The sequence below is a fragment of the Streptomyces sp. bgisy159 genome (assembly GCF_965341775.1).
In the GTDB taxonomy this organism is placed as follows: Bacteria; Actinomycetota; Actinomycetes; order Streptomycetales; family Streptomycetaceae; genus Streptomyces.
This window is the reverse complement of the sequence record NZ_CBDQZH010000009.1, coordinates 148546-168422: the sequence shown is the minus strand read 5'-3', so window position 1 is coordinate 168422 and position 19877 is coordinate 148546. Positions and strand designations below refer to the sequence as shown.

Here is a 19877-nt window from a genome sequence, read left to right as displayed (position 1 = left end):
GCGGCGCCCGCGGCGGCTACGCGTCGAGGGCGGCGATGTCGGCCGTCGAGGGCTCGTGGCGGTCCCGGCCGGCTCGGGAGAGGAAGTCGGCGGCGCGCAGGGCGCGTTGGGCGTTACCCCAGGTGAGGAGGGCGAGGTCGGTCTCGGACCAGCCCCGGCCGAGGAGCTCGGCGATGAGCCGGGGATAGCCGGAGGCGTCGGCGAGTTCCCGGGGGTGGGCGGCGCCGGAGTCGTAGGTGCCGGCGAGGCCCACGCTCTCCGGTCCGGCCAGGGCGCGGACGTGGTCCAGGTGGTCGGCGACGTCACGGATGCCCGGCCCGGTCTGCTCCGCGGTCAGCGGGACCATGCACAGGCCCTTGGCCGCGCCCAGCTCGGTGAGCAGGTCGTCGGGCAGGTTGTCCGGGTGGGGCCGCAGCGCGCGGGCGGCGGAGCGGGTGCACAGCACCGGCGCCTTGGACAGCACCAGCGTACGGGCGATGGTGGCGTCGGATGCGCCGGAGAGGTCGGCGAGCACCCCGAGCCGGTTCATCTCGCGGACGACCTCCTCGCCGAACCGGGTCAGTCCCGCCTCGCTCGCCCAGGAGGTCCCGGCCAGGGTGAGGACGCGCAGTCCCAGCGAGTGCAGGACGCGCAGGATGCCCAGGGAGTCGTCCAGAGCGGGCGCCGCGGCCGGACCCAGCAGCACCGCGACCCGGCCGCAGTTGCGGGCGTCGATGACCTGCCCCGCCGAACGGGCCAGCCGCAGCCCCTCGGGGTGCGCCTTGATCACCGAGCGGACCAGGTCCAGCTGCTCCAGGGTGGCGCCGACGGCCCGGTTCGCGACCAGTCCCTCGGGCAGGTGCAGGGACCAGAACAGCGCCGCGACATGGCCCTCGCGCAGCCGGGGGACGTCCGTGTCGACGGCGGTCTCCCCGGCCTGAAGGTCGTACCAGGGCAGATGGCGCAGCGCCCAGGGCAACCCGCTGTAGCCGTCGGCGATGGGGTGGGCGGCGAGCAGGGCGTGCGCGCGGTCCAGGGGGTCGCCCACGGGCTCGTCGACGCCGGGCCCCGCCAGGTCCGGGCCCTGTGGCTCCGGGAAGGGGCCGTCCAGCGGCCGCTCGCCGACCTCGGGCGCGGTGTGCAGTTCGTCCTGGAGGTCGGCCATGGCGGTCTCCGTACGTCGTGATCGGCGGCATGGTCTGCGCTGGGCGATCAGCAGTACGCATCACCGTCGCACGGAGGCGGGCGGGTCACCCGCCGGACGGTGCGTTCGGGTGCCCCGCGCCGGACCGCGTCGTCCGTACGCCGGGCTCGCGCGACCCGGCGTGCGCCGGGTCGCCCCCTCGCGCCGGGCGCACACACCGCGCACGCACGCCCCTCCAGCACACCGGACCGCGCGCGCCATCTCCCGCGCACGCCCCTCCAGCACACCGGACCGCGCGCACCGGGCCCCGCACGCCGGACCGGAGGCCGCCGGGCGGCGCACACCCAGCCCCGCACGCCGGACAGCGCACGCCGCCCACATACACCGGGCCGCGCACACCGGGTCGTGCACGCTGGACCGGGGCCGCCGACGGCGCACACCGGAGCGCGCATACGGATCCGCACGCGCCGGGCCGTGGAGGCCGCTCGCCCCACGCCGGGCGGCGCACGCCGCTCACCCACACCGGACCCCGCACGCCGGACCGGGGCTACCGGCCCCGGTCGCGCGGCCGGGCGCGCACGACTCGCCGCACCCCCGGGCACCCCGCACCCCCGGGCGCCCCCGGGCCGCTCAGCCGCCGTCCAGCGACTCGATCGTCGCGTTCGACGCCCCCCGCGTCGCCCGCAGCTCGCGGGCCACGTCCTCCGCCGCGCCCAGCACCCGCACCGCGTTGCGCCAGGTCAGCTTGGCGAGGTCGGCGCGCGACCAGCCGCGCTCCAGCAGTTCCGCGAGCAGGTTCGGGTAGCCGGAGACGTCGGCCAGGCCGTCCGGGGTGAAGGCCGTACCGTCGTAGTCCCCGCCGATGCCGAGGTGGTCGACGCCCGCGACCTCGCGCATGTGGTCGAGGTGGTCGGCGACCGTGGCGACGGTGGCGACCGGGCGCGGGTGCGCCTCCTCGAAGGCGCGGTGCACCGCCATGGCCTCCGGGGTGGTGGCCAGGTGGTGGAAGCCGTGGGCGCGCATGTTCTCGTCGGCGGCGGCCGTCCAGTCCACGGCGGCCCGCAGCACGAACTTCGGCACGAACGTCACCATCGCCATGCCGCCGTTGGCGGGCAGCCGCTCCAGCACGTCGTCCGGGATGTTGCGCGGGTGGTCGCACACCGCGCGGGCCGACGAGTGGGAGAAGATCACCGGCGCCGACGTGGTGTCCAGCGCGTCCCGCATGGTCGTGGCGGCCACGTGGGAGAGGTCGACGAGCATGCCGAGCCGGTTCATCTCCCGCACGACCTCCCGGCCGAAGGCGGACAGCCCGCCGACCTTCGGCTCGTCGGTCGCGGAGTCCGCCCAGGCCACGTTGTCGTTGTGGGTGAGCGTCATGTACCGCACGCCGAGCGCGTACAGACCGCGCAGGGTGCCGAGGGAGCCGGCGATGGAGTGCCCGCCCTCCGCGCCCATCAGGGAGGCGATCCGCCCCTCCGCGCGCGCCGCCTCCAGGTCGGCGGCGGTCAGCGCGGCCCGCAGCTGCCCGGGATGCCGGTCGATCAGCTGCCGTACGCAGTCGATCTGCTCCAGGGTCGCCGGAACCGGGTCGGGGAGGTCCGACCGCACGTACACCGACCAGTACTGCGCGCCGACCCCGCCCGCGCGCAGCCGGGGCAGGTCGGTGTGCAGGTGCGCGTCCTGCCGTACGGCGATGTCGCGGGCGTCGAGGTCGTAGCGGACCTGCTCGCGCAGCGCCCAGGGCAGGTCGTTGTGGCCGTCGACGACGGGGAACTCGCGCAGCAGTTCCCGCGCCTCGTCGAGTGAGGTCATGGCGGCCGTCACGTCCCGAAGCCGAAACCGCCGCCCGCGCCCTCGACCTTGGCGCGCAGCCGCTTGCCCTTCTCGGTGGCCTGGTCGTTCAGGTCCTGCTGGAAGTCGCGCATCCGGCCGAGCAGGTCCTCGTCATGGGCGGCGAGGATCCGGGCGGCCAGCAGACCGGCGTTGCGGGCGCCGCCGACCGAGACGGTGGCGACGGGCACACCGGCCGGCATCTGCACGATCGACAGCAGGGAGTCCATGCCGTCGAGGTACTTCAGCGGCACGGGCACGCCGATGACCGGCAGGGGCGTGACGGAGGCGAGCATCCCGGGCAGGTGGGCGGCGCCGCCGGCGCCCGCGATGATCACCTTGAGCCCCCGGTCCGCGGCCTGCTCGCCGTAGGCGACCATCTCGCGCGGCATCCGGTGCGCCGAGACGACGTCGACCTCGTAGGCGATCTCGAACTCGTCGAGCGCCTTGGCGGCGGCCTCCATGACGGGCCAGTCGGAGTCCGACCCCATGACGATGCCAACTACAGGGCTCATTCCGTGATCGTTCCTCTGAGGTAGCCGGCTGCGTGACGGGCGCGCTCCAGCACGTCGTCCAGGTCGTCGCCGTAGGTGTTGACGTGGCCGACCTTGCGGCCGGGCTTCACGTCCTTGCCGTACATGTGGATCTTGAGCTTGGGGTCGCGGGCCATGCAGTGCAGGTACGCGGAGTACATGTCGGGGTAGTCGCCGCCGAGGACGTTGACCATGACCGTCCACGGGGCGCGCGGGCGCGGGTCGCCGAGGGGGAGGTCGAGGACGGCCCGGACGTGGTTGGCGAACTGCGAGGTGATCGCGCCGTCCTGGGTCCAGTGGCCGGAGTTGTGGGGGCGCATCGCCAGTTCGTTGACGAGGATGCGGCCGTCGCGGGTCTGGAACAGCTCGACGGCGAGGTGGCCGACGACGCCCAGTTCCCTGGCGATGGTCAGGGCCATCTCCTCGGCCCGCAGCGCGAGCGCCTCGTCGAGGCCGGGCGCGGGGGCGATGACCGTGTCGCACACGCCGTCGACCTGTCGCGACTCCACGACCGGGTAGGCGACGGCCTGGCCGTGCGGGGAGCGCACGACGTTGGCGGCGAGTTCGCGGACGTAGTCGACCTTCTCCTCCGCGAGGACCGGGACGCCCGCCTTGAACGGCTCGGCGGCCTCCTCGGCGCTGTCGACGACCCACACGCCCTTGCCGTCGTAGCCGCCGCGGACGGTCTTGAGGACCACGGGGAAGCCGTCACCCTCGGCGCCGTCCGCCAGGCCCTCCGCCGCGAAGGCCGCCACGTCCCGCGGATCGCTCACGATGCGGTGGCGCGGGCAGGGGATGCCGATCGCGTCGAGCCTCGCGCGCATCACTCCCTTGTCCTGGGCGTGCACCAGCGCGTCGGGGCCGGGGCGGACGGGGATGCCGTCCGCCTCCAGCGCCCGCAGGTGCTCGGTGGGTACGTGTTCGTGATCGAAGGTGATCACATCGCACCCCCTGGCGAACTCGCGCAGGGTGTCCAGGTCGCGATAGTCGCCGACGACGACATCGTTCACCACCTGGGCCGCCGAGTCCTGTGGGGTGTCACTGAGGAGCTTGAACCTGATGCCGAGCGGGATGCCCGCCTCGTGTGTCATACGAGCGAGCTGGCCACCGCCGACCATGCCGACTACCGGGAACGTCACGCCCCTAGGGTATCGGCCGCCGCCGGAGGGGAGGATTCCGCCTCGGTGGCCATGAGAGCGACCACAGGAAATCCTCGAACGTGGATGGTTAGCATGGCTGGGTTGACGCATCCGCGACCCGGACGGGGGCCTGTACGACCATGGGACATGGTTCCTCGGGGCTGCGCCGCCTTGCGCACGAAGTCGCCAAGTTCGGCGCCGTGGGCGGGGCCGGCGTCCTGGTCAACCTGGGCGTCTTCAACCTGGTGCGGCACACGACCGACCTGCAGGTCGTGCGGGCCGGTGTCATCGCCACGGTCGTGGCGATCGTCTTCAACTACATCGGGTTCCGCTACTTCACCTACCGTGACCGCGACAAGAGCGGCCGCACCCGCGAGCTCGCGCTGTTCCTGCTGTTCAGCGGGGTCGGCCTGGTGATCGAGAACGGGCTGCTCTTCGCGGCGACGTACGGATTCGGCTGGGACACCCCGCTGCAGAACAACATCTTCAAGTTCCTCGGCATCGGTGTGGCGACGCTGTTCCGCTTCTGGTCCTACCGCTCGTGGGTGTTCCGGGCGCTGCCGGTGCGGGAGGCGGAGGCAGGGCCGGGAGCGCGGCCGGAAGCGGAGGCTGCCGCGCCGGGGACGCGGTCGTCCACGGGCGTCCGGCCGGCCGCCCCCGCCCAGCAGCAGCCGCACGAGTACCTGACCCGGACGACTTCCTGACCCGGATGACTTCCTGACCCGGACGACTTCCTGAGGCGGTCGGCTCGGGACAGCGGGGCCGCGGGCCGACGACTGCCCGGCCCGTCGGCTGCCTGGCCCGACGGCTGCCTGGCCCGACGGCTGCCTGGCCCGACGGCTGCCTGGCCCGACGGCTACCTGACCGTCTGTTCCTGCTGCTCCGACTTCCGCGGCGGCGTCCGCGACAGGAACAGGCCGAACACCGGCGGCTGGGCCTGCAGCATCTCCAGCCGCCCGCCGTCCGCCTCCGCCAGGTCGCGGGCGACCGCGAGTCCGATGCCGGTCGAGTTGCGGCCGCTGATCGCCCGTTCGAAGATCCGCGCACCGAGGTCGGCGGGGACGCCGGGCCCCTCGTCGGTGACCTCGATGACCGCCTGGTTGCCGGTGACCCGGGTACGCAGCGCGACGGTGCCGCCGCCGTGCATCAGCGAGTTCTCGATCAGCGCGGCCAGGACCTGGGCGACCGCGCCGGGCGTGCCCACCGCCCTCAGGTGCCGCTTGCCGGAGCTGACGATGGCCCGGCCCGCGCTGCGGTAGGCCGGCCGCCACTCGGCTAGCTGCTGCTGGATGACCTCGTCGAGGTCGAAGGTGACGGCCGAGCCGGTGCGCGGGTCGCGGGAGTTGGTCAGCAGCCGCTCGACGACGTCCGTCAGCCGCTCCACCTGGGCCAGCGCGACGTTCGCCTCGTCCTTCACGGTGTCCGGGTCGTCGGTGAGGGTGATCTCCTCCAGCCGCATGGACAGCGCGGTCAGCGGTGTGCGGAGCTGGTGGGAGGCGTCGGCGGCGAGCCTGCGCTCGGCGGTCAGCATGCGTGCGATCCGCTCGGCGGAGGAGTCCAGCACGTCGGCGACCCGGTCCAGCTCGGGGACGCCGTAGCGCTTGTGGCGGGGGCGCGGGTCGCCGGAGCCGAGGCGTTCGGCGGTCTCGGCGAGGTCGGTCAGCGGGGAGGCGAGGCGGTTGGCCTGCCGGACGGCGAGCAGTACGGCGGCGACCACCGCGAGCAGGGCCACCAGCCCGATGATCAGCAGGGTGCGGCCGACCTCCCGGGTGACCGCGGACCGCGGTTCCTCGACCCGTACGGTCTCGCCGCCCTCGCCGCGCTCCTCGGCGTGGATGACCTCGCCGCCGGGTTCGGTGCCGAGTTCGATGGGGTCCCGGCCGGGGATGCGGACGACCGCGTACCGGTCCTCGGTGACCTGCTCGCGCAGCAGCTCGGCGGTCACGTCCTCGTGCCCGAGGAGGCGGCTGTCCACGATGCCGACGAGGCGTACCGCCTCGGAGTCCACCCGCTCCTGGGCGCTGCTGCTGATGGTCCGGGTCTCGACGATGACGAGGGAGATCCCGAAGACGGCGATCACCACCAGCACGACGGCGAGGGTGGACTGGATGAGTCGACGACGCACGGAACGGCTCTCCGGGTCAGGTCCTGCGGCCTTCCGGCCCTGTCTGCGCTCAGCTCTTCTCGAAGCGGAAGCCCACGCCGCGGACGGTGGCGATGTACCGCGGGTTGGCCGCGTCGTCGCCGAGCTTCTTGCGCAGCCAGGAGATGTGCATGTCGAGGGTCTTGGTGGAGGACCACCAGGTGGTGTCCCAGACCTCACGCATCAGCTGGTCGCGGGTGACGACCCGGCCGGCGTCGCGCACCAGCACCCGCAGCAGGTCGAACTCCTTGGCGGTCAGCTGGAGTTCCTCGTCGCCCATCCACGCCCGGTGCGACTCGACGTCGATCCGCACCCCGTGGGTGGCGGGCGGCTGCTGGGGCTCGGTGGAGCCGCGCCGCAGCAGGGCCCGCACCCGGGCGAGCAGTTCGGCGAGGCGGAACGGCTTGGTGACGTAGTCGTCGGCGCCCGCGTCCAGACCGACCACGGTGTCGACCTCGTCGGCCCGCGCGGTCAGGATCAGGATGGGCACGGTGTGGCCGTCGGCGCGCAGCCGGCGGGCCACCTCCAGGCCGTCCATGCCGGGCAGGCCCAGGTCCAGCACCACCAGGTCGATGCCGCCCTGCATCCCGGCGTCGAGCGCGGCCGGTCCGTCCTCGCGCACCTCGACCTCGTACCCTTCGCGGCGCAGTGCGCGGGCCAGCGGCTCCGAGATGGACGCGTCGTCCTCGGCGAGCAGTACACGGGTCATGAGCCGATGGTAGTCCGCGGCGCCATTCGGCCGAGGTGTGATCGCTGAGCCGGATTCTTACCGAGGGACACACCGGACAAGCCGCCCTCCGACGAGGCGCCCGATTGGTCACCGAGAGTGGTCCAGACCTATGGTTTCCATGGTGGTACCGGATATGGACCTTGGAGCCCATGCATCTGGCTCCTTGATCGCCTGTGATCCATCTCTCAAGTGCTTCCATATCCGGCACTGTCCTGCCGTATGGTGAAACAACGCCTGTAGCACCGCAGGGACCTTTGGCGACGACTTGACGCTGAAGGTCTCTTTTGTGTGCGGGCCGGCCGAGGCCGGCCTCGAAAGGAATGACCTGTGGCCGGGCCTCATGCGCGACGACATGCGCAAGGGCGTGGATCCCGGTGGTCGCCGTCCCCGCTCCCCGACCCGGTCGGAGCGGACTCCCCCCGGGCGTGGGGCGGACGGGCCGATCGCGCCGGTGCCGGCCGCCCCACCGGGCGCGCGTCGCTCCACTCGCGCGTCCCGACCAGCAAGGAACGACATGGCGACCAGCCTGACGAAGGACTCGGTCCAGCCGGGCACCCCCGGCCCCGACAAAGCCTTCTTCGGCCACCCCCGCGGTCTGGCCACCCTCTTCATGACCGAGATGTGGGAGCGGTTCTCCTACTACGGCATGAAGGCCCTGCTCCCGCTGTACCTGGTTGCTCCGGGCGGCCTGCACCTGAGCGCGGGCACGGCGACCGCGATCTACTCGGTGTACCTGTCCCTGGTGTACCTGCTCGCCCTGCCCGGTGGCTGGTTCGCGGACCGCGTGCTCGGCCCGCGCAAGACCGTCGCCGTCGCCGGCGCGATCATCATGCTCGGCCATCTGACCCTGGCCCTGCCGTGGGCCGGCACCTTCTACGGGGGCCTCGGTCTGGTCGCGATCGGTTCCGGACTGCTCAAGGCCAACATCTCGACGATGGTCGGCCACCTCTACGACGGCCCGGAGGACCCGCGCCGCGACGGTGGCTTCACGGTCTTCTACATCGGCATCAACCTCGGTGCCTTCGCCGCCCCGCTGGCCATCGGCACCGTCGGTGAGAACGTCAACTGGCACCTGGGCTTCGCGCTCGCCGCCCTCGGCATGGCGCTGGGCCTCACCCAGTTCCTGCTCGGCGGCCGCCACCTGGACAGCCGGTCGGACGTCGTCCCGACCCCGCTGACCGCCCCGGAGAAGGCGGCGACCCTGCGCAAGGCCGCCTTCTGGGCCGCCGTCGCCGCGGTCTTCTACCTCGTCGTGGGCGTCTCCGGCGTCTACACCCTGAACTGGCTGCTGGTCCCGATCACGATCGCCGGCCTGGTCATCCCGGTCCTGGTCATCGCCCGGATGAAGCGGGACAAGGAGCTGGACCGCGCGGAGCAGTCCAAGCTGACCGCCTACATCTGGTTCTTCGTCGCCGCGGCCGTGTTCTGGATGATCTACGACCAGGGCGGCTCGACCGTGTCGCTGTTCGCCGAGTCCTCGGCGGAGAACTCGGTCTTCGGCTGGGAGTTCCCGGTCTCCTGGTACCAGTCGGTCAACCCCGTCATGATCATGGCGCTGGCCCCCGTGTTCGCCTGGGCCTGGCTGGCGCTGGCCCGGCGCGGCAAGGAGCCGAGCACCGCGGTCAAGTTCACGATGGGCCTCGTCCTGATCGGCGCCTCCTTCTTCCTCTTCCTGGCGCCGCTGTCGATCGCCGAGGGCGGGCACAAGGCCGCCGCGCTGTGGCTGGCCGCGATCTACTTCGTGCAGACGCTCGGTGAGCTGACGATCTCCCCGGTGGGCCTGTCCGTCACCACCAAGATGGCGCCGCAGAAGTACGCCTCGCAGATGATGGGCGTCTGGTTCCTGGCGGTCACCGCCGGTGACGCGACGACCGGTCTGCTGTCCATCGCCGAGGTCGACCTCAACCGGATGGGGGTCGTGGCGCTGGAGGCGGTGCTCGCGGTCGTCGCGGGTGCGGCCGTGTGGATGTACCGCAAGAAGGTCAAGGAACTCATGGGCGACGTTCACTGACGTCCGCCGTCGGCAGGGCCGTGAAGGCCGTCGCACCCCGGTGGGGCGCGACGGCCTTCCCCTGTTCGTGGGCGGCCGCCGGCGGGCAGGTCACCTGGCCCGGCGACGGGGCATGTACGTGAAGACGGCCGCTCCCAGGAGGACGGTGGTGCCCGCGACCAGCCCCAGGGCCTTGAGGGCACCGTGGTCGCCGGAGCCGGTGTCGGCCAGGCCGCCGCCGGTGGACGTACCGCCGGAGGAACCGCCGGCCCCGGAGGAACCGCTGCCGCCGGAGGCGCCGCTCGCCTGTTCGGTGGTGTCCAGAGTCAGGGAGACGGCCGTGCGGTCGGGTGCGCAGGTCGTCGTCGTGCCCAGGGCGTTGATGGTGAGGACGCCCGGGGAGAGGGTGGAGACGCCGGTCGCGCCCGGCCTGTAAGTGCCCTTGAGGTCGGGAATCTCGATCGGCTCCCCCGATTTGACCGGCCGGGCGTTCGCCGGGCCCTCGACGTGGACGGTGCCGGAGTCGGCGCCGCCCAGCGCCACCTCCATCGACGGTTCGACGGAGTTCGCCGGGATGTCGGCGGGGCTGTTCATCACCGACTTCCTGAACCGCACGGTGAGGTCGTAACCACCGCCGCTCTTCCTGGCGTCGATCTGGACCGGCGACGTCGCCTTCTTCTCGCCGAGGGGCGACTGGCAGGTGTACGGCACGTCCACGACCTTGCCGGTGAAGTCGGTCTGCCCGCCGGTGTCGCCGGGTGACGGGCTGGGGCGGCTCGACGGCGACGGGGGCGGCGAACCCGACGGCGGCGCCGAGGGCGAGGAGGACGACGGGGGCGAGGAGGAGGGCGGCTGCGACGCCGTCGGGGACTGGCTCGTCGGGCCGCCGTCCCCGGCCGTCACCGTGATCGTCGCCGCCGGCGCCACCGGCTCGGTCGGTGAGCAGGTCGTGTTCGTGCCCATCGCGTTGACGACGTACGCGTCCGGGGTCAGCGTCACCCGGCCCGCCGCCGTCAGCTCCAGCGTGCCCCTCATGTCCGACAGCACCATCTGGGCGCCCTTGGGGATCGGGGGGTTCTTCCGGGGCCCCCGCAGCGCGATGTCGGTGGTCTGCGCGCCGGCCGCCCGGAGGGTGCCGGAGGGCTGCACCGAGTCGGCCGGGAGATCGATGATGTCCGGGTTCCTGGACGCGGGCCGGGTGAACTTCCAGACGATGTCGACGGTCTCGCCCACCTTCGCCGTGGCCGGAACGGTGATGTCGACCTTCGTGGTGCCGTCCACCGGGGGGATGCCGGCGGGCGGCACGCAGTGGGTGGCGTACGACACCTCGGCGGCCTGGGCCGGTCCGGTGGCCAGGCCGAGCAGGGCTGCCGTGCCGACGGCCAGGGCGGCGGCGGTGACGGCGGCCAGGCCTCTGGGGAGGGGAGGGCGGCCGGAGGCACGTTCCGGAGCGCGTCGGGGAGCACGTCCGGGGGCGCGTCCGGGAGGACGCTCGGGGAGGGGTGCGGGGCCTGGGGCGGTGGCTGGGCCTCGGGCGGGGCCGGTGGCTGGGCCGGGGACCGGGCCGGGGGTGGCTCTCTCGCGCTCGCTCACGTGGGGGTTCCCTTCCTGCCGGGCGTCGTGGGGGTCGTGCGACGCGTCGGGCGGTCGTCTTCGTGCGGTGCGGAGAGCCGCCCCGCCGGGCCCGGATCGGTGTCCGGGGTGAACCACGGCAGGGTCGGGGTGCGGGTGGGTGCCGGTGCCGGTGCGGGTTCGGATGGGCGGGGGTTCCTGCGGCCGGTCAGGCGTACGGCGAGCGCGGTGGCCCCGCGTACGGCGGGCGCGGTGAGGCGGCGTACGGCGGCGAGCGGCCTCGGGGTGAGGCCGGGGTCGGGGCTCGGGGTGGAGCTCGGGGTGGAGCTCGGGTGAGGGAGAGGCTGCTCGGGGAGGAGTTGCTCGGCGGGTCGCCGCTCGGCGAGAGGCGGGGCCGGGGGAGGCGGGGTAGGACCCCGGGCGGGGAAACGTCGGGTGACGGCGGGTCGCGCGGGGCCCCGGGGACGTACCCGGTCCACCACCGCCATCCCGGCACGGAACACCCCCACCGGGACCACCAGGCACAGCAGCACCCAGAACACGGTGACGCCCCACGGCCGGCCGACGCCCCACGGCTGCCGGGCGAGGACCTTCCCGCCGTACCGGACGGAGACCGTGTAGTCGCCGTGCGCCCCGGCGGACAGTTCGACCGGCAGTTCGACGCGGGCCTTCTTGCCGGGGGCCAGGGTGCCGCGCCAGCGCCGCTCCTCCCACTGCGGGGCGAACACGCCGTGGGCGGTGCCGACCTGGAAGACCAAGTCCTTCAGCGGCTCGGTGCCGACGTTGCCCACGGTGAGGACCAGGGTGCGGGCCGGGGGCGCCCCGAACCAGGTGAGCAGGGAGCCGGAGCCCTCCAGCCGGGGCGGGGACAGCATCCGCAACCGGCCGGCGGAGGGCGGGGGCAGCGCCGCCACGGGGTGCCCGGCCACCTGGAACACGGCGTCGGCCCGTGCCCGCTCGCCGGTCGCGGTGGCCGCGTGGACCACGCAGGGACAGGGCACCGGCGGTTCGGCGACGGGGAGGCGGTGGCTGAACCGGCCGTCGGCGTCCGTGGTGACGGCCCGGCCGTCCGCGTTGGCACAGGAGTTGGTGCCGCCGATCACGCCCCGGGCCGGCACCGACTGTCCGCAGATCAGCAACATCACCAGGGTGCGGGGCCGCCAGCCGCTGCCCCTGACGGTGACCGAGCCGCCGACGCCGGCCTGGGTGGGGGCGACGGTCACGACCGGCCCGGCTTCGGCCGCCGACGCCGGGCCGGTCAGGGGGGACAGAGGGAGCAGGGGGAGCACGGCCAGGAGGGACACCAGCAGCGGCAGAAGCAGCCGCCTCGACGGCCTGGCCCTGACCCGCGGCTTCACTTCGGGGCTCCCGTCGGTGCGGGCGCCGGCCGGAGCGGTCCGGCCGGCGCAGACGGTTCCTGCGGCGAGGTCGGTGTCGTCGGCGCGGGCGGTCCGGGCACGGACGGCTCGGTCGGTCCGGGCGGTCCGGGCGGTCCGGGGGGCGCGGGCGGTCCGGGGGGCGCGGGCGGTCCGGTGAGCATGGCGTGCGCGGGCGCGCGGTCGGCTCCCCGCCTGCGGCGTCCCCGTCGCCGTAGCGAAGCGGCCGCACCCACGAGCGCCGCCGCTCCCGCCGCCGTACCCGCCACCGCGCCCCACGGGACGAAGGTCGCCGACGCGTCGGCCGTGGCGCGGGCACCACCGGGGGCGGTCACGGTCAGGCGTACGGTGACGGCGTCCAGCACCGGGCGGTCCGGCCAGGGCTCGGTCAGCCGCAGCCGGCCGCCCGGGGGCACGATCACCGGCAAGGGGCGCTCGGCGCGGTCGAGGACGGGGCCCAGGACGCCGTCGGCCCGTACGGCGAGGTGCGGTGCGAGTGCGGTCGTACCCCGGTTGACCAGCGTGTACGTGATGCCGTCGGCACCCACGGCCGCCTGCTCCACGCTGAGCGCGGCCAGCTTCGGTCCGCCGACCCGCAGCAACAACCGTACCGTCGCCTCCCGGCCCTGCGCGTCCCGTACGACCACGCTGCCCGTGCGGTCACCTGGTGCCGCGTCCGCCGGGACCGTGACCGTGAAGGGGATCTCGGCGCGGGTGCGGGCCGGGACGCGCGGTGCCGGGTCGGCGAAGACGAGGGGCGGGCCGGTGCCGGACAGGCGGACGGCGAGCGGGTGGTCGTCCGGGTTGGTGACGGCGACGGTGTCCTGCAGAACCGTTCCGGGGGTGCCCTCGGCGTAGAAGGAGGGGCGTCCGCCACCGGAGGGCGCGGCCGACCAGCCGCCCCCGGTCTCCGCGAGCGGCGGGGCGGCGCCCAGCAGCAGCGGCAGGGCCGGCAGCAGGACACGGACGGCGACGGCGTACGGCATCGGCGGCTCCGGCGGTCGTATCCGCAGTGCTCGGGTCGGCAGTGCTCGGGTCGGCTGTACTCGGGCGGGCTGTACTCGGGTCAGCAGTGCCCGGGTCAGCGGCGGGTGGGGCTGCCGGGGGCGGGCTCGTTGCGGGCGGGCCGGCGGCGGCTCAGCCACAGGGCGCCGGCCGCGCCCGCGAGGAGGACCGTGCCGCCGAGGGTGGCGAGGGCGACGGCGGAGTCCTCGGGGCCGGTCCGCGGGAGCCGGTTGCCGGAGGCTTGGCCGCCGGAGCCCTGGCCGCCTGCGCTTTCGTTGCCGGAGCCGGGTTTTGACGGGGTGTCACCGCCCCCGCCACCGCCGGCCGCCGTCACGTCGAGAGTGAGGGACGGGCCGGGGCTGTTGGTGGGCGTGCAGGTGGTGGTCGTGCCGAGGGCCTTGATGGTCAGCACGCCGGCCGTGAAGGTGACCTTGCCGCTCTTCTTCGGGGTGTAGGTGCCGCTCAGATCGCTGATCTTGATGGGGGTGTCGGCGGGGATGGCCGCCTGGTTGGCCGGGCCGGTGACGTTCAGCGTGCCGCTGTCGGCGCCGCCCAGCTTGATGGTGGCGCTCGGGTTCATCGCGCCCTTGCCCAGTTCGACGGGGCTGGAGGAGACACCCTTCTGCCAGGACATGGTGATGCGGTAGCCGGAGCCGCTCCTGACGCCCTTGATGTCGATGGGCGACACGGCGCTCTTGTCGCCGATGGGCGTCTCACAGTGGTAGTTGACGTCGACGACCTCGGCCCGGGCGCCCGGCGCGGCCGTCAGGACGGCGGCCCCGGCCAGGGCGGCGGCCGACGCCAGCGCGGCGCCTCGCTTGTGCTTCGACACGGTCCGTCCCCTCACTCCCGCGGTGTCCCTTGCCCGGCCGCCTTCCTGACGGCACATCAGATCGGCCGTCAAGGTACGCCCGGGGACCGAAGGAGGGAAGACAAGCGGCGCGCCGGAAGCGCCGGGCGGCGCCGAAGGACGTGGGGACCGGAGAAGGCGGGGCCGCCCCCGCTCAGGCGCCCCGCACCGGCAGCCCCGGACCGCTCCCTGCGCCGGGGCGCCGAAATCCTCACCGAAGCGCCAGAGGTCAACGCCGGAGCCCCCAGGATCTACGCCGGATCGCCCAGGATCTACGCCGCGGCACCCAGGACAGCAGCCTCAGGGCGCCAGGGGCTGCGCCGAAGTGCCCAGGTCTACGCCGGAGCGCCCAGCTCCGCCCAGACGGTCTTGCCGGCGACCCCGGGCGTACGGACGACCCCCCAGTCCAGGCACAGCCGCTGCACGATGAACATGCCGTGCCCCCCGGGCCGCCCGGAACGGTGCGGGGTCCGGGGTGCCGGCTGCCCGCTGCCGCGGTCGACGACCTCGACGCGGATGACCTTGTTGTCGCAGCCCAGCCGCATCTCCTGCGGCCCCTCGGCATGCAGGCAGGCATTGGTGACCAGCTCGGAGACCACGAGCAGTACGTCCTCGGCCGCGGCACGCTGGTCCGCGGTGGCGGCGGGCAGCCACCCCCACGCGTACAACGCCTGCCGGGCGAAGTCCCGGGCCAGCGGGACGACGCCACTCGCGCCGTCGAAGTCCAGTCTGCGGACCTGACGGCCGGCCGATGCCCCCGAAGCGCCGCTGGGCTCCGGGGAGCCCGGCGAGACAGGCCGGGTGGTGCTCATCAGCGCTTCACCTCACCGATTCACCAGTTCACGATGGAAAGATCACGTTTTGAAGGGTCCAGGACATCGAAGAAGTCGCGGTTGCTGCGCCACCGCTCCGTACGGCTGTCCGTCGCCGTTGCTCTGTGCCGTTGTTTGCGTGTGTGCCGATGTCCGGTTCCGTCGGCACGTCGGGACACCGCCGCCCGCATGTCTCCTGCCCGACGGATGCGACGGAACACCCCCCTTTCGGCACTCCGTGCAGGAAGGGAAGTGACCTGCGCGACAATCAGCCGTCTTCCTCGGCGAGGGCCGCCTCGACCGAGTCGTGCACGGTGAAGACGGCGTCGGCGCCGGTGATCTCGAAGACCCGGGCGACGACCGGCAGCATCCCCGCCAGATGCACTCCTCCACCTGCGGCCTCCGCCTTCAGCCGTGCGCCGAGCAACACGTTGAGTCCGGTGGAGTCGCAGAACTCCAGCCGTGAGCAGTCGATCACCAGTCGACTGAAACCCTTGGTGAGACAGGCGTCGAGGGGTTCACGCAGCAACTCGGCGGTGTGGTGATCGAGCTCACCCGCCGGCGTCACGACGGCGCTGGAGCCCTCTTCCCGCACCTCCACCAGAAGCCGGCCCGACTGTGCGCTGCCGACTGTCCCGCGGTCCATGCCGTCTCTCTCCCGGGGTCGTCTCGGTCCGTGCTGATGCCCTCGAACACTACGCCTTCGTTACGCGTTTCCACAGCCGAACAACCCCCCGTAAACGGACATAAGTACACAGATCGTACTTGCGGTGACCTCGGGAAAGCGGGTAGGGCTAGTAGAGACACGTAACCGACACGGCCGGCTTTGGAGGCGCCGCACACCGCAGTGCACGTACTGGCTTCGGCAGCCATATGCCGAGAACGATGGAGGACATCATGTCACCGCGGCTCGACGCACCGCATCCCTACGGTGCGACGTCGACACCCACTCCGGAACATCTGGATCCCATCCATCCCGTCGATGTCATCGAGGGACTCCCCGAGATCCCTCCGTACGACGAGGTCGGACCCGTCGACGCGCGGGCTCTCTCCAAGACCCTTTTCGAGCGGCTCGAATCCCTCGAAGAAGGCACCCACGAATACTCGTACGTCCGCAACACCCTGGTCGAACTCAACCTGGCCCTGGTCAAGTTCGCCGCCTCCCGCTTCCGCTCCCGCAGCGAGCCGATGGAGGACATCATCCAGGTCGGCACCATCGGCCTGATCAAGGCGATCGACCGCTTCGAACTCTCCCGAGGCGTCGAGTTCCCCACGTTCGCGATGCCGACCATCGTCGGCGAGATCAAGCGCTTCTTCCGCGACACGTCGTGGTCGGTACGGGTACCGAGGCGACTGCAGGAACTCCGTCTCGACCTGGCCAAGGCGGGCGACGAACTGGCCCAGAAGCTCGACCGCGCCCCCACCGTCGCGGAACTGGCCGAGCGCCTCGGCATATCGAACGACGAGGTCGTCGAGGGCATGGCCGCCTCGAACGCCTACACCGCCTCCTCGCTGGACGCCCAGCCCGAGGAGGACGACACCGAGGGCGCGCTGGCCGACCGCATCGGCTACGAGGACCACGGACTCGAAGGCATCGAGTACGTCGAGTCGTTGAAGCCCCTCATCGCCGAACTCCCGCCGCGCGACCGCAAGATCCTCTCCCTGCGCTTCGTGGCGAACATGACCCAGTCCGAGATCGGCGAGGAGCTGGGCATCTCCCAGATGCACGTCTCACGGCTGCTGTCGCGGACGCTCGGGCGGCTGCGCAAGGGGCTGATCTCGGAGGAGTAGGCGTCGCCGGGCGCGACCGGCGACGGAGCCGGTTACGCGACGGGCGGTGACCCGCGAACGATGCCCTCCGCGGCGCGAAGGGCGACCGGCGACAGCCCCGAGAGGCGCCCGGCGTCGCGACCGGCGAAGTGCCGGCGATGCCGATGCGCCGGTGATGTGCCCAGCGGTGTGAACCAAGAGCGCGGGCGGCAAACCTGATGAGGTGGCCGCCCGCTCTTGGTCGTCCGGACACGCACTCCCCCGAGCCCCGGTTACCCCGGGAAACCTCCCCAAACGTGTTCTGCGCCACTATGGTCACCCCACCCCAGACCGACCAGTAGGTCAGTTTCAGGTGAGGAGCGACCCCCATGCCCCGTGCCGACGCGAGCGGCCGAATCGGCGGACCGTCCATGTCCGGTGCCCCCGACACGCGTCTCGCCGAGCTGCTGCGGGCGGCGCCCGCGCTGGCGTACCCGGCGCTGCGGGAGCTGCGCGAGCGGCACGAGCCGTACCTGCTCGACTACGCGCGGCTCTGCACGGTGGGCGAGACGGCGGCCCGCGGTCTCGCGGCCCGCGCCTTCGCCCTGGCGGCCCGGGAGACGGCCCACGGCAACGACCCCGGGCTCCCCTGGCGCCACCACCTCCTCCTGCTGTCCTGCCGACTGGCCGCCGACTGGGCCGGCGACGACCGGGCCGCGTCCCTCAACACGGCCGTGGTCACCACCCCCGTCCCCACCCCGCCCCTCCTCCCCGCCTTCCGCAGCCTCTCCTCCCGCACCCAGGCCCTGCTCTGGTACGGCCTGGTCGAGCGGGAGCCCGCCCCCCGTACGGCGGCCTTCCTCGGGCTGCCCCCCGAGGACATCACCCCCGGCGTCGCCCCGGCCTTGCAGACCCTGGCCCGCACCGCCCTCCGCCTGCGCCTCACCGCCTCCCCCGACCCGGACTGCGCCGACTTCCACCGCCTCATCGAGGAGTCCGTCCGTCCCGACACCCCCCGCCACAGCGCCGACCTCACGTCCCACAAGGCCCACTGTCCCCACTGCACGGCCGCGTACGAGGAACAGTGCGCCCTGCGGGACGCCCCGGCCGCGACCCTGGCGGAGGGCCTGCTGCCTTGGGCGGGGACGGCGTACGCGGCGGAGCGGCGTACGGCCGCTGCAGCGGTCGCGGGCAGCGAACACCCGTCGACGCCGGCCACCACTCCCCCGCCGCTCCCGACACCGCTCCGGGAGCAGACGCCCGCGACGGCCTGGCCCCCACCCCGCCGCTTCGTCCTGGCCTCGGCGGCACTGGGCGTGGCCCTGGCCCCCCTGCTGCTTCTCCTCACCCCCGGGGACGCCCCGACCGACCCCGCGACGGACACGGTGGCGGCCACCCCTCGCCCCCTCCCCCCGGTCACGGTCCCGCCACCCCAGCCGTCCCCCGCACCGGCCTCTCCGTCACCTTCTCCGTCTCCCTCACGCACCGCCACATCCCCTACCCCGACCCCCACCCCTCCCCCCACCCCGGCCCGCACGCCCACCGCGCCCCCGAAGACCCCGAAACCGACCCCGAAGCCCCAGCCGGCCCCGACCTACCCGCCCGGCGCCGCCTACGCCCAGGTCGTGAACCTCACCACGGGCCGCTGCCTGGAGGTCGCCGGCGACTTCACCAACGGCACGGACGTCGTCACCGTCCCCTGCTCCGCCTCCCCCAGCCAGCGCTGGCGCTACGACGCCGACCTCGGCGTCCTCCAGTCGTACGCCGACCCCGCCTACTGCCTGGACAGCCGCGGGTCCACCGACCGGGGCGCCGGCATCTGGACCTGCTCCTCGGTCTACGGCCGCAACGGACGCAACCTCACCTTCCTGATCCCCTCCGACGGCACCATCCGCCCCGCCATCGACCCCGACACGACCCTGACCGACAACGGCTACGGCGACGTGTGGTTCCAGCCGGCGGGGTGGGGCGGGGGGCAGCGGTGGGGGGCCTTGACACTGGATCCTGAGGATCTGAGAGCGGACATCTCGTGGTCGTGAAGAACTATCCGCCGCAGTTCAAGGCGGACGCGGTCGCGCTGTACCGGTCGCGGCCCGAGGCGACGATCAGGCAGGTCGCCGCCGATCTGGGGATCAACCCCGAGACCCTGCGGAACTGGGTCCGCGCCGCTGGTGCGAGCCGGCCGCGGGGGCGCCGGGCGGAGGTGCCGACCGAGCCGCCGACACCGTTGGAGGCGGAGAACGCCGCTCTGCGCAAGAAGGTCCGCGAGCTGAAGGAAGAGCGCGAGATCCTGCGGAAGGCGGCGAATGAAACAAAGGAAGCCACCTCATTCCAAATCTGGTCCTCGCTCAAGAAACTCGGCGGCGGATACGACCGCCTCCATCAAGCCGCCAGCGACGAAAGACGAACCAGGCACTGAAGTATCTTCGACACGATAGCGACCGCTATCCAGAGGTTTGATGTGAATCTCGCGCGATCCCTGCACTCCAAAATTCGCACTGAGCCGCAATGTCCCATGGCTCAAATTCGGGAACAATCGACGGAGGCGATACTCGGCGTGAGCGGCCTCCACAAGAGGTCGCTCGTCTTCAAATATTTCCGAATTCAGAAGCCAGTCCCACTGGGCCCGCACCGGATCACCCGCCTCCCGCTCCCTAGCGAGTCGCGTAAGCACCATGAAAGGAAAATTCTCTGCGAACTCACCTACCGACATGCCATCACGCCACGCCACCGACGCAGCAACCAGAGCAGCGAGATCATCGGTGGCACCTTCAGCCCAGACAAACCGGCCCTCTTGGACGCCAACAAAGAATGTCCTTGTGGACTCGTCGAGCCACACCAAGATTTTTCCACGACTTGAATCCACCTGCGCGGTGGAGATCACGCCGGACCCACCCTCGGATTGACTGCACACTCCGGCCAAATCGAGGCCGACTTTATCTGCCACTTCAGCCATGGCCGAAGATAGCGAGCCAGCATCCCGAATCTCCGGATAGAGATCGAAGTTGATCATTCCCATCAACAC

Annotated in this window: 18 protein-coding genes; 5 read left to right on the top strand and 13 right to left on the bottom strand. The window is 72.6% G+C overall.

Annotated features, from left to right (window positions below; all coding sequences use genetic code 11):
- Positions 1-16 precede the first annotated feature (16 nt).
- From ACSLTV_RS12195 to ACSLTV_RS12180, 4 genes are all read right to left on the bottom strand, one after another.
- Positions 17-1144 carry a dipeptidase gene (locus ACSLTV_RS12195; protein ID WP_435612102.1) on the bottom strand — a complete coding sequence of 376 codons (1128 nt, stop codon included), beginning with the start codon at positions 1142-1144 and terminating at the stop codon, positions 17-19.
- 609 nt (positions 1145-1753) lie between these two features.
- On the bottom strand, positions 1754-2935 hold the full coding sequence (locus ACSLTV_RS12190; protein ID WP_432157761.1) for a dipeptidase: 1182 nt from the start codon (positions 2933-2935) through the stop codon (positions 1754-1756).
- Between the two features lie 8 nt (positions 2936-2943).
- Positions 2944-3468, bottom strand: a complete 525-nt coding sequence (purE, locus tag ACSLTV_RS12185) for a 5-(carboxyamino)imidazole ribonucleotide mutase (protein WP_432135441.1) — start codon at positions 3466-3468, stop codon at positions 2944-2946.
- Positions 3465-4625, bottom strand: a complete 1161-nt coding sequence (locus ACSLTV_RS12180) for a 5-(carboxyamino)imidazole ribonucleotide synthase (RefSeq protein ID WP_432135442.1) — start codon at positions 4623-4625, stop codon at positions 3465-3467. The genes purE and ACSLTV_RS12180 overlap by 4 nt, the downstream gene beginning before the upstream one ends.
- Before the next feature lie 140 nt (positions 4626-4765).
- On the opposite strand from ACSLTV_RS12180, the gene ACSLTV_RS12175 reads away from it, so the two are divergent.
- Positions 4766-5329, top strand: a complete 564-nt coding sequence (locus ACSLTV_RS12175; protein WP_432135443.1) for a GtrA family protein — start codon at positions 4766-4768, stop codon at positions 5327-5329.
- 152 nt (positions 5330-5481) lie between these two features.
- Here the strand turns inward: ACSLTV_RS12175 and ACSLTV_RS12170 are convergent, their stop codons facing one another.
- Positions 5482-6750, bottom strand: a complete 1269-nt coding sequence (locus ACSLTV_RS12170; RefSeq protein WP_432135444.1) for an ATP-binding protein — start codon at positions 6748-6750, stop codon at positions 5482-5484.
- 49 nt (positions 6751-6799) lie between these two features.
- Entirely contained in the window at positions 6800-7477 is a 678-nt protein-coding gene (locus ACSLTV_RS12165; protein WP_432135445.1) for a response regulator transcription factor, read from the bottom strand.
- Between the two features lie 535 nt (positions 7478-8012).
- Here ACSLTV_RS12165 and ACSLTV_RS12160 point away from each other — a divergent pair.
- Entirely contained in the window at positions 8013-9509 is a 1497-nt protein-coding gene (locus ACSLTV_RS12160) for an oligopeptide:H+ symporter (protein WP_432135446.1), read from the top strand.
- A gap of 90 nt (positions 9510-9599) precedes the next feature.
- On the opposite strand, the gene ACSLTV_RS12155 is transcribed toward ACSLTV_RS12160, so the two are convergent.
- The 6 genes from ACSLTV_RS12155 to ACSLTV_RS12130 all read right to left on the bottom strand — a co-directional run bounded on the left by ACSLTV_RS12155 (position 9600) and on the right by ACSLTV_RS12130 (position 15749).
- On the bottom strand, positions 9600-10898 hold the full coding sequence (locus tag ACSLTV_RS12155; RefSeq protein WP_432135563.1) for a hypothetical protein: 1299 nt from the start codon (positions 10896-10898) through the stop codon (positions 9600-9602).
- 179 nt (positions 10899-11077) lie between these two features.
- Complete coding sequence (locus tag ACSLTV_RS12150) at positions 11078-12418, bottom strand: hypothetical protein (RefSeq protein ID WP_435612101.1); 1341 nt, start codon at positions 12416-12418, stop codon at positions 11078-11080.
- Positions 12415-13422, bottom strand: a complete 1008-nt coding sequence (locus ACSLTV_RS12145) for a hypothetical protein (RefSeq protein ID WP_435612100.1) — start codon at positions 13420-13422, stop codon at positions 12415-12417. The genes ACSLTV_RS12150 and ACSLTV_RS12145 overlap by 4 nt, the downstream gene beginning before the upstream one ends.
- Positions 13423-13517: 95 nt before the next feature.
- A complete protein-coding gene (locus tag ACSLTV_RS12140) occupies positions 13518-14273 on the bottom strand; it encodes an LPXTG cell wall anchor domain-containing protein (protein WP_435612099.1) in 756 nt (251 codons plus the stop codon).
- Between the two features lie 353 nt (positions 14274-14626).
- Complete coding sequence (locus tag ACSLTV_RS12135; protein WP_432135448.1) at positions 14627-15103, bottom strand: ATP-binding protein; 477 nt, start codon at positions 15101-15103, stop codon at positions 14627-14629.
- A gap of 268 nt (positions 15104-15371) precedes the next feature.
- A complete protein-coding gene (locus ACSLTV_RS12130; RefSeq protein ID WP_432135449.1) occupies positions 15372-15749 on the bottom strand; it encodes an STAS domain-containing protein in 378 nt (125 codons plus the stop codon).
- A 251-nt stretch (positions 15750-16000) separates the two neighbouring features.
- On the opposite strand from ACSLTV_RS12130, the gene ACSLTV_RS12125 reads away from it, so the two are divergent.
- From ACSLTV_RS12125 to ACSLTV_RS12115, 3 genes are all read left to right on the top strand, one after another.
- Entirely contained in the window at positions 16001-16894 is an 894-nt protein-coding gene (locus tag ACSLTV_RS12125) for an RNA polymerase sigma factor SigF (RefSeq protein ID WP_432135565.1), read from the top strand.
- 347 nt (positions 16895-17241) lie between these two features.
- Positions 17242-18891 (top strand): ricin-type beta-trefoil lectin domain protein, encoded by a 1650-nt coding sequence (locus tag ACSLTV_RS12120; RefSeq protein WP_435612098.1) that lies wholly within the window; start codon positions 17242-17244, stop codon positions 18889-18891.
- Positions 18888-19271 carry a transposase gene (locus ACSLTV_RS12115; protein WP_435612097.1) on the top strand — a complete coding sequence of 128 codons (384 nt, stop codon included), beginning with the start codon at positions 18888-18890 and terminating at the stop codon, positions 19269-19271. Before ACSLTV_RS12120 ends, ACSLTV_RS12115 begins: the two co-directional genes overlap by 4 nt.
- Here the strand turns inward: ACSLTV_RS12115 and ACSLTV_RS12110 are convergent.
- Positions 19179-19865: a DUF6193 family natural product biosynthesis protein gene (locus ACSLTV_RS12110; RefSeq protein ID WP_435612096.1), complete on the bottom strand. Its 687-nt coding sequence runs from the start codon at positions 19863-19865 to the stop codon at positions 19179-19181. The two genes, ACSLTV_RS12115 and ACSLTV_RS12110, sit on opposite strands and share 93 nt — an antisense overlap.
- Between the last annotated feature and the right edge of the window lie 12 nt (positions 19866-19877).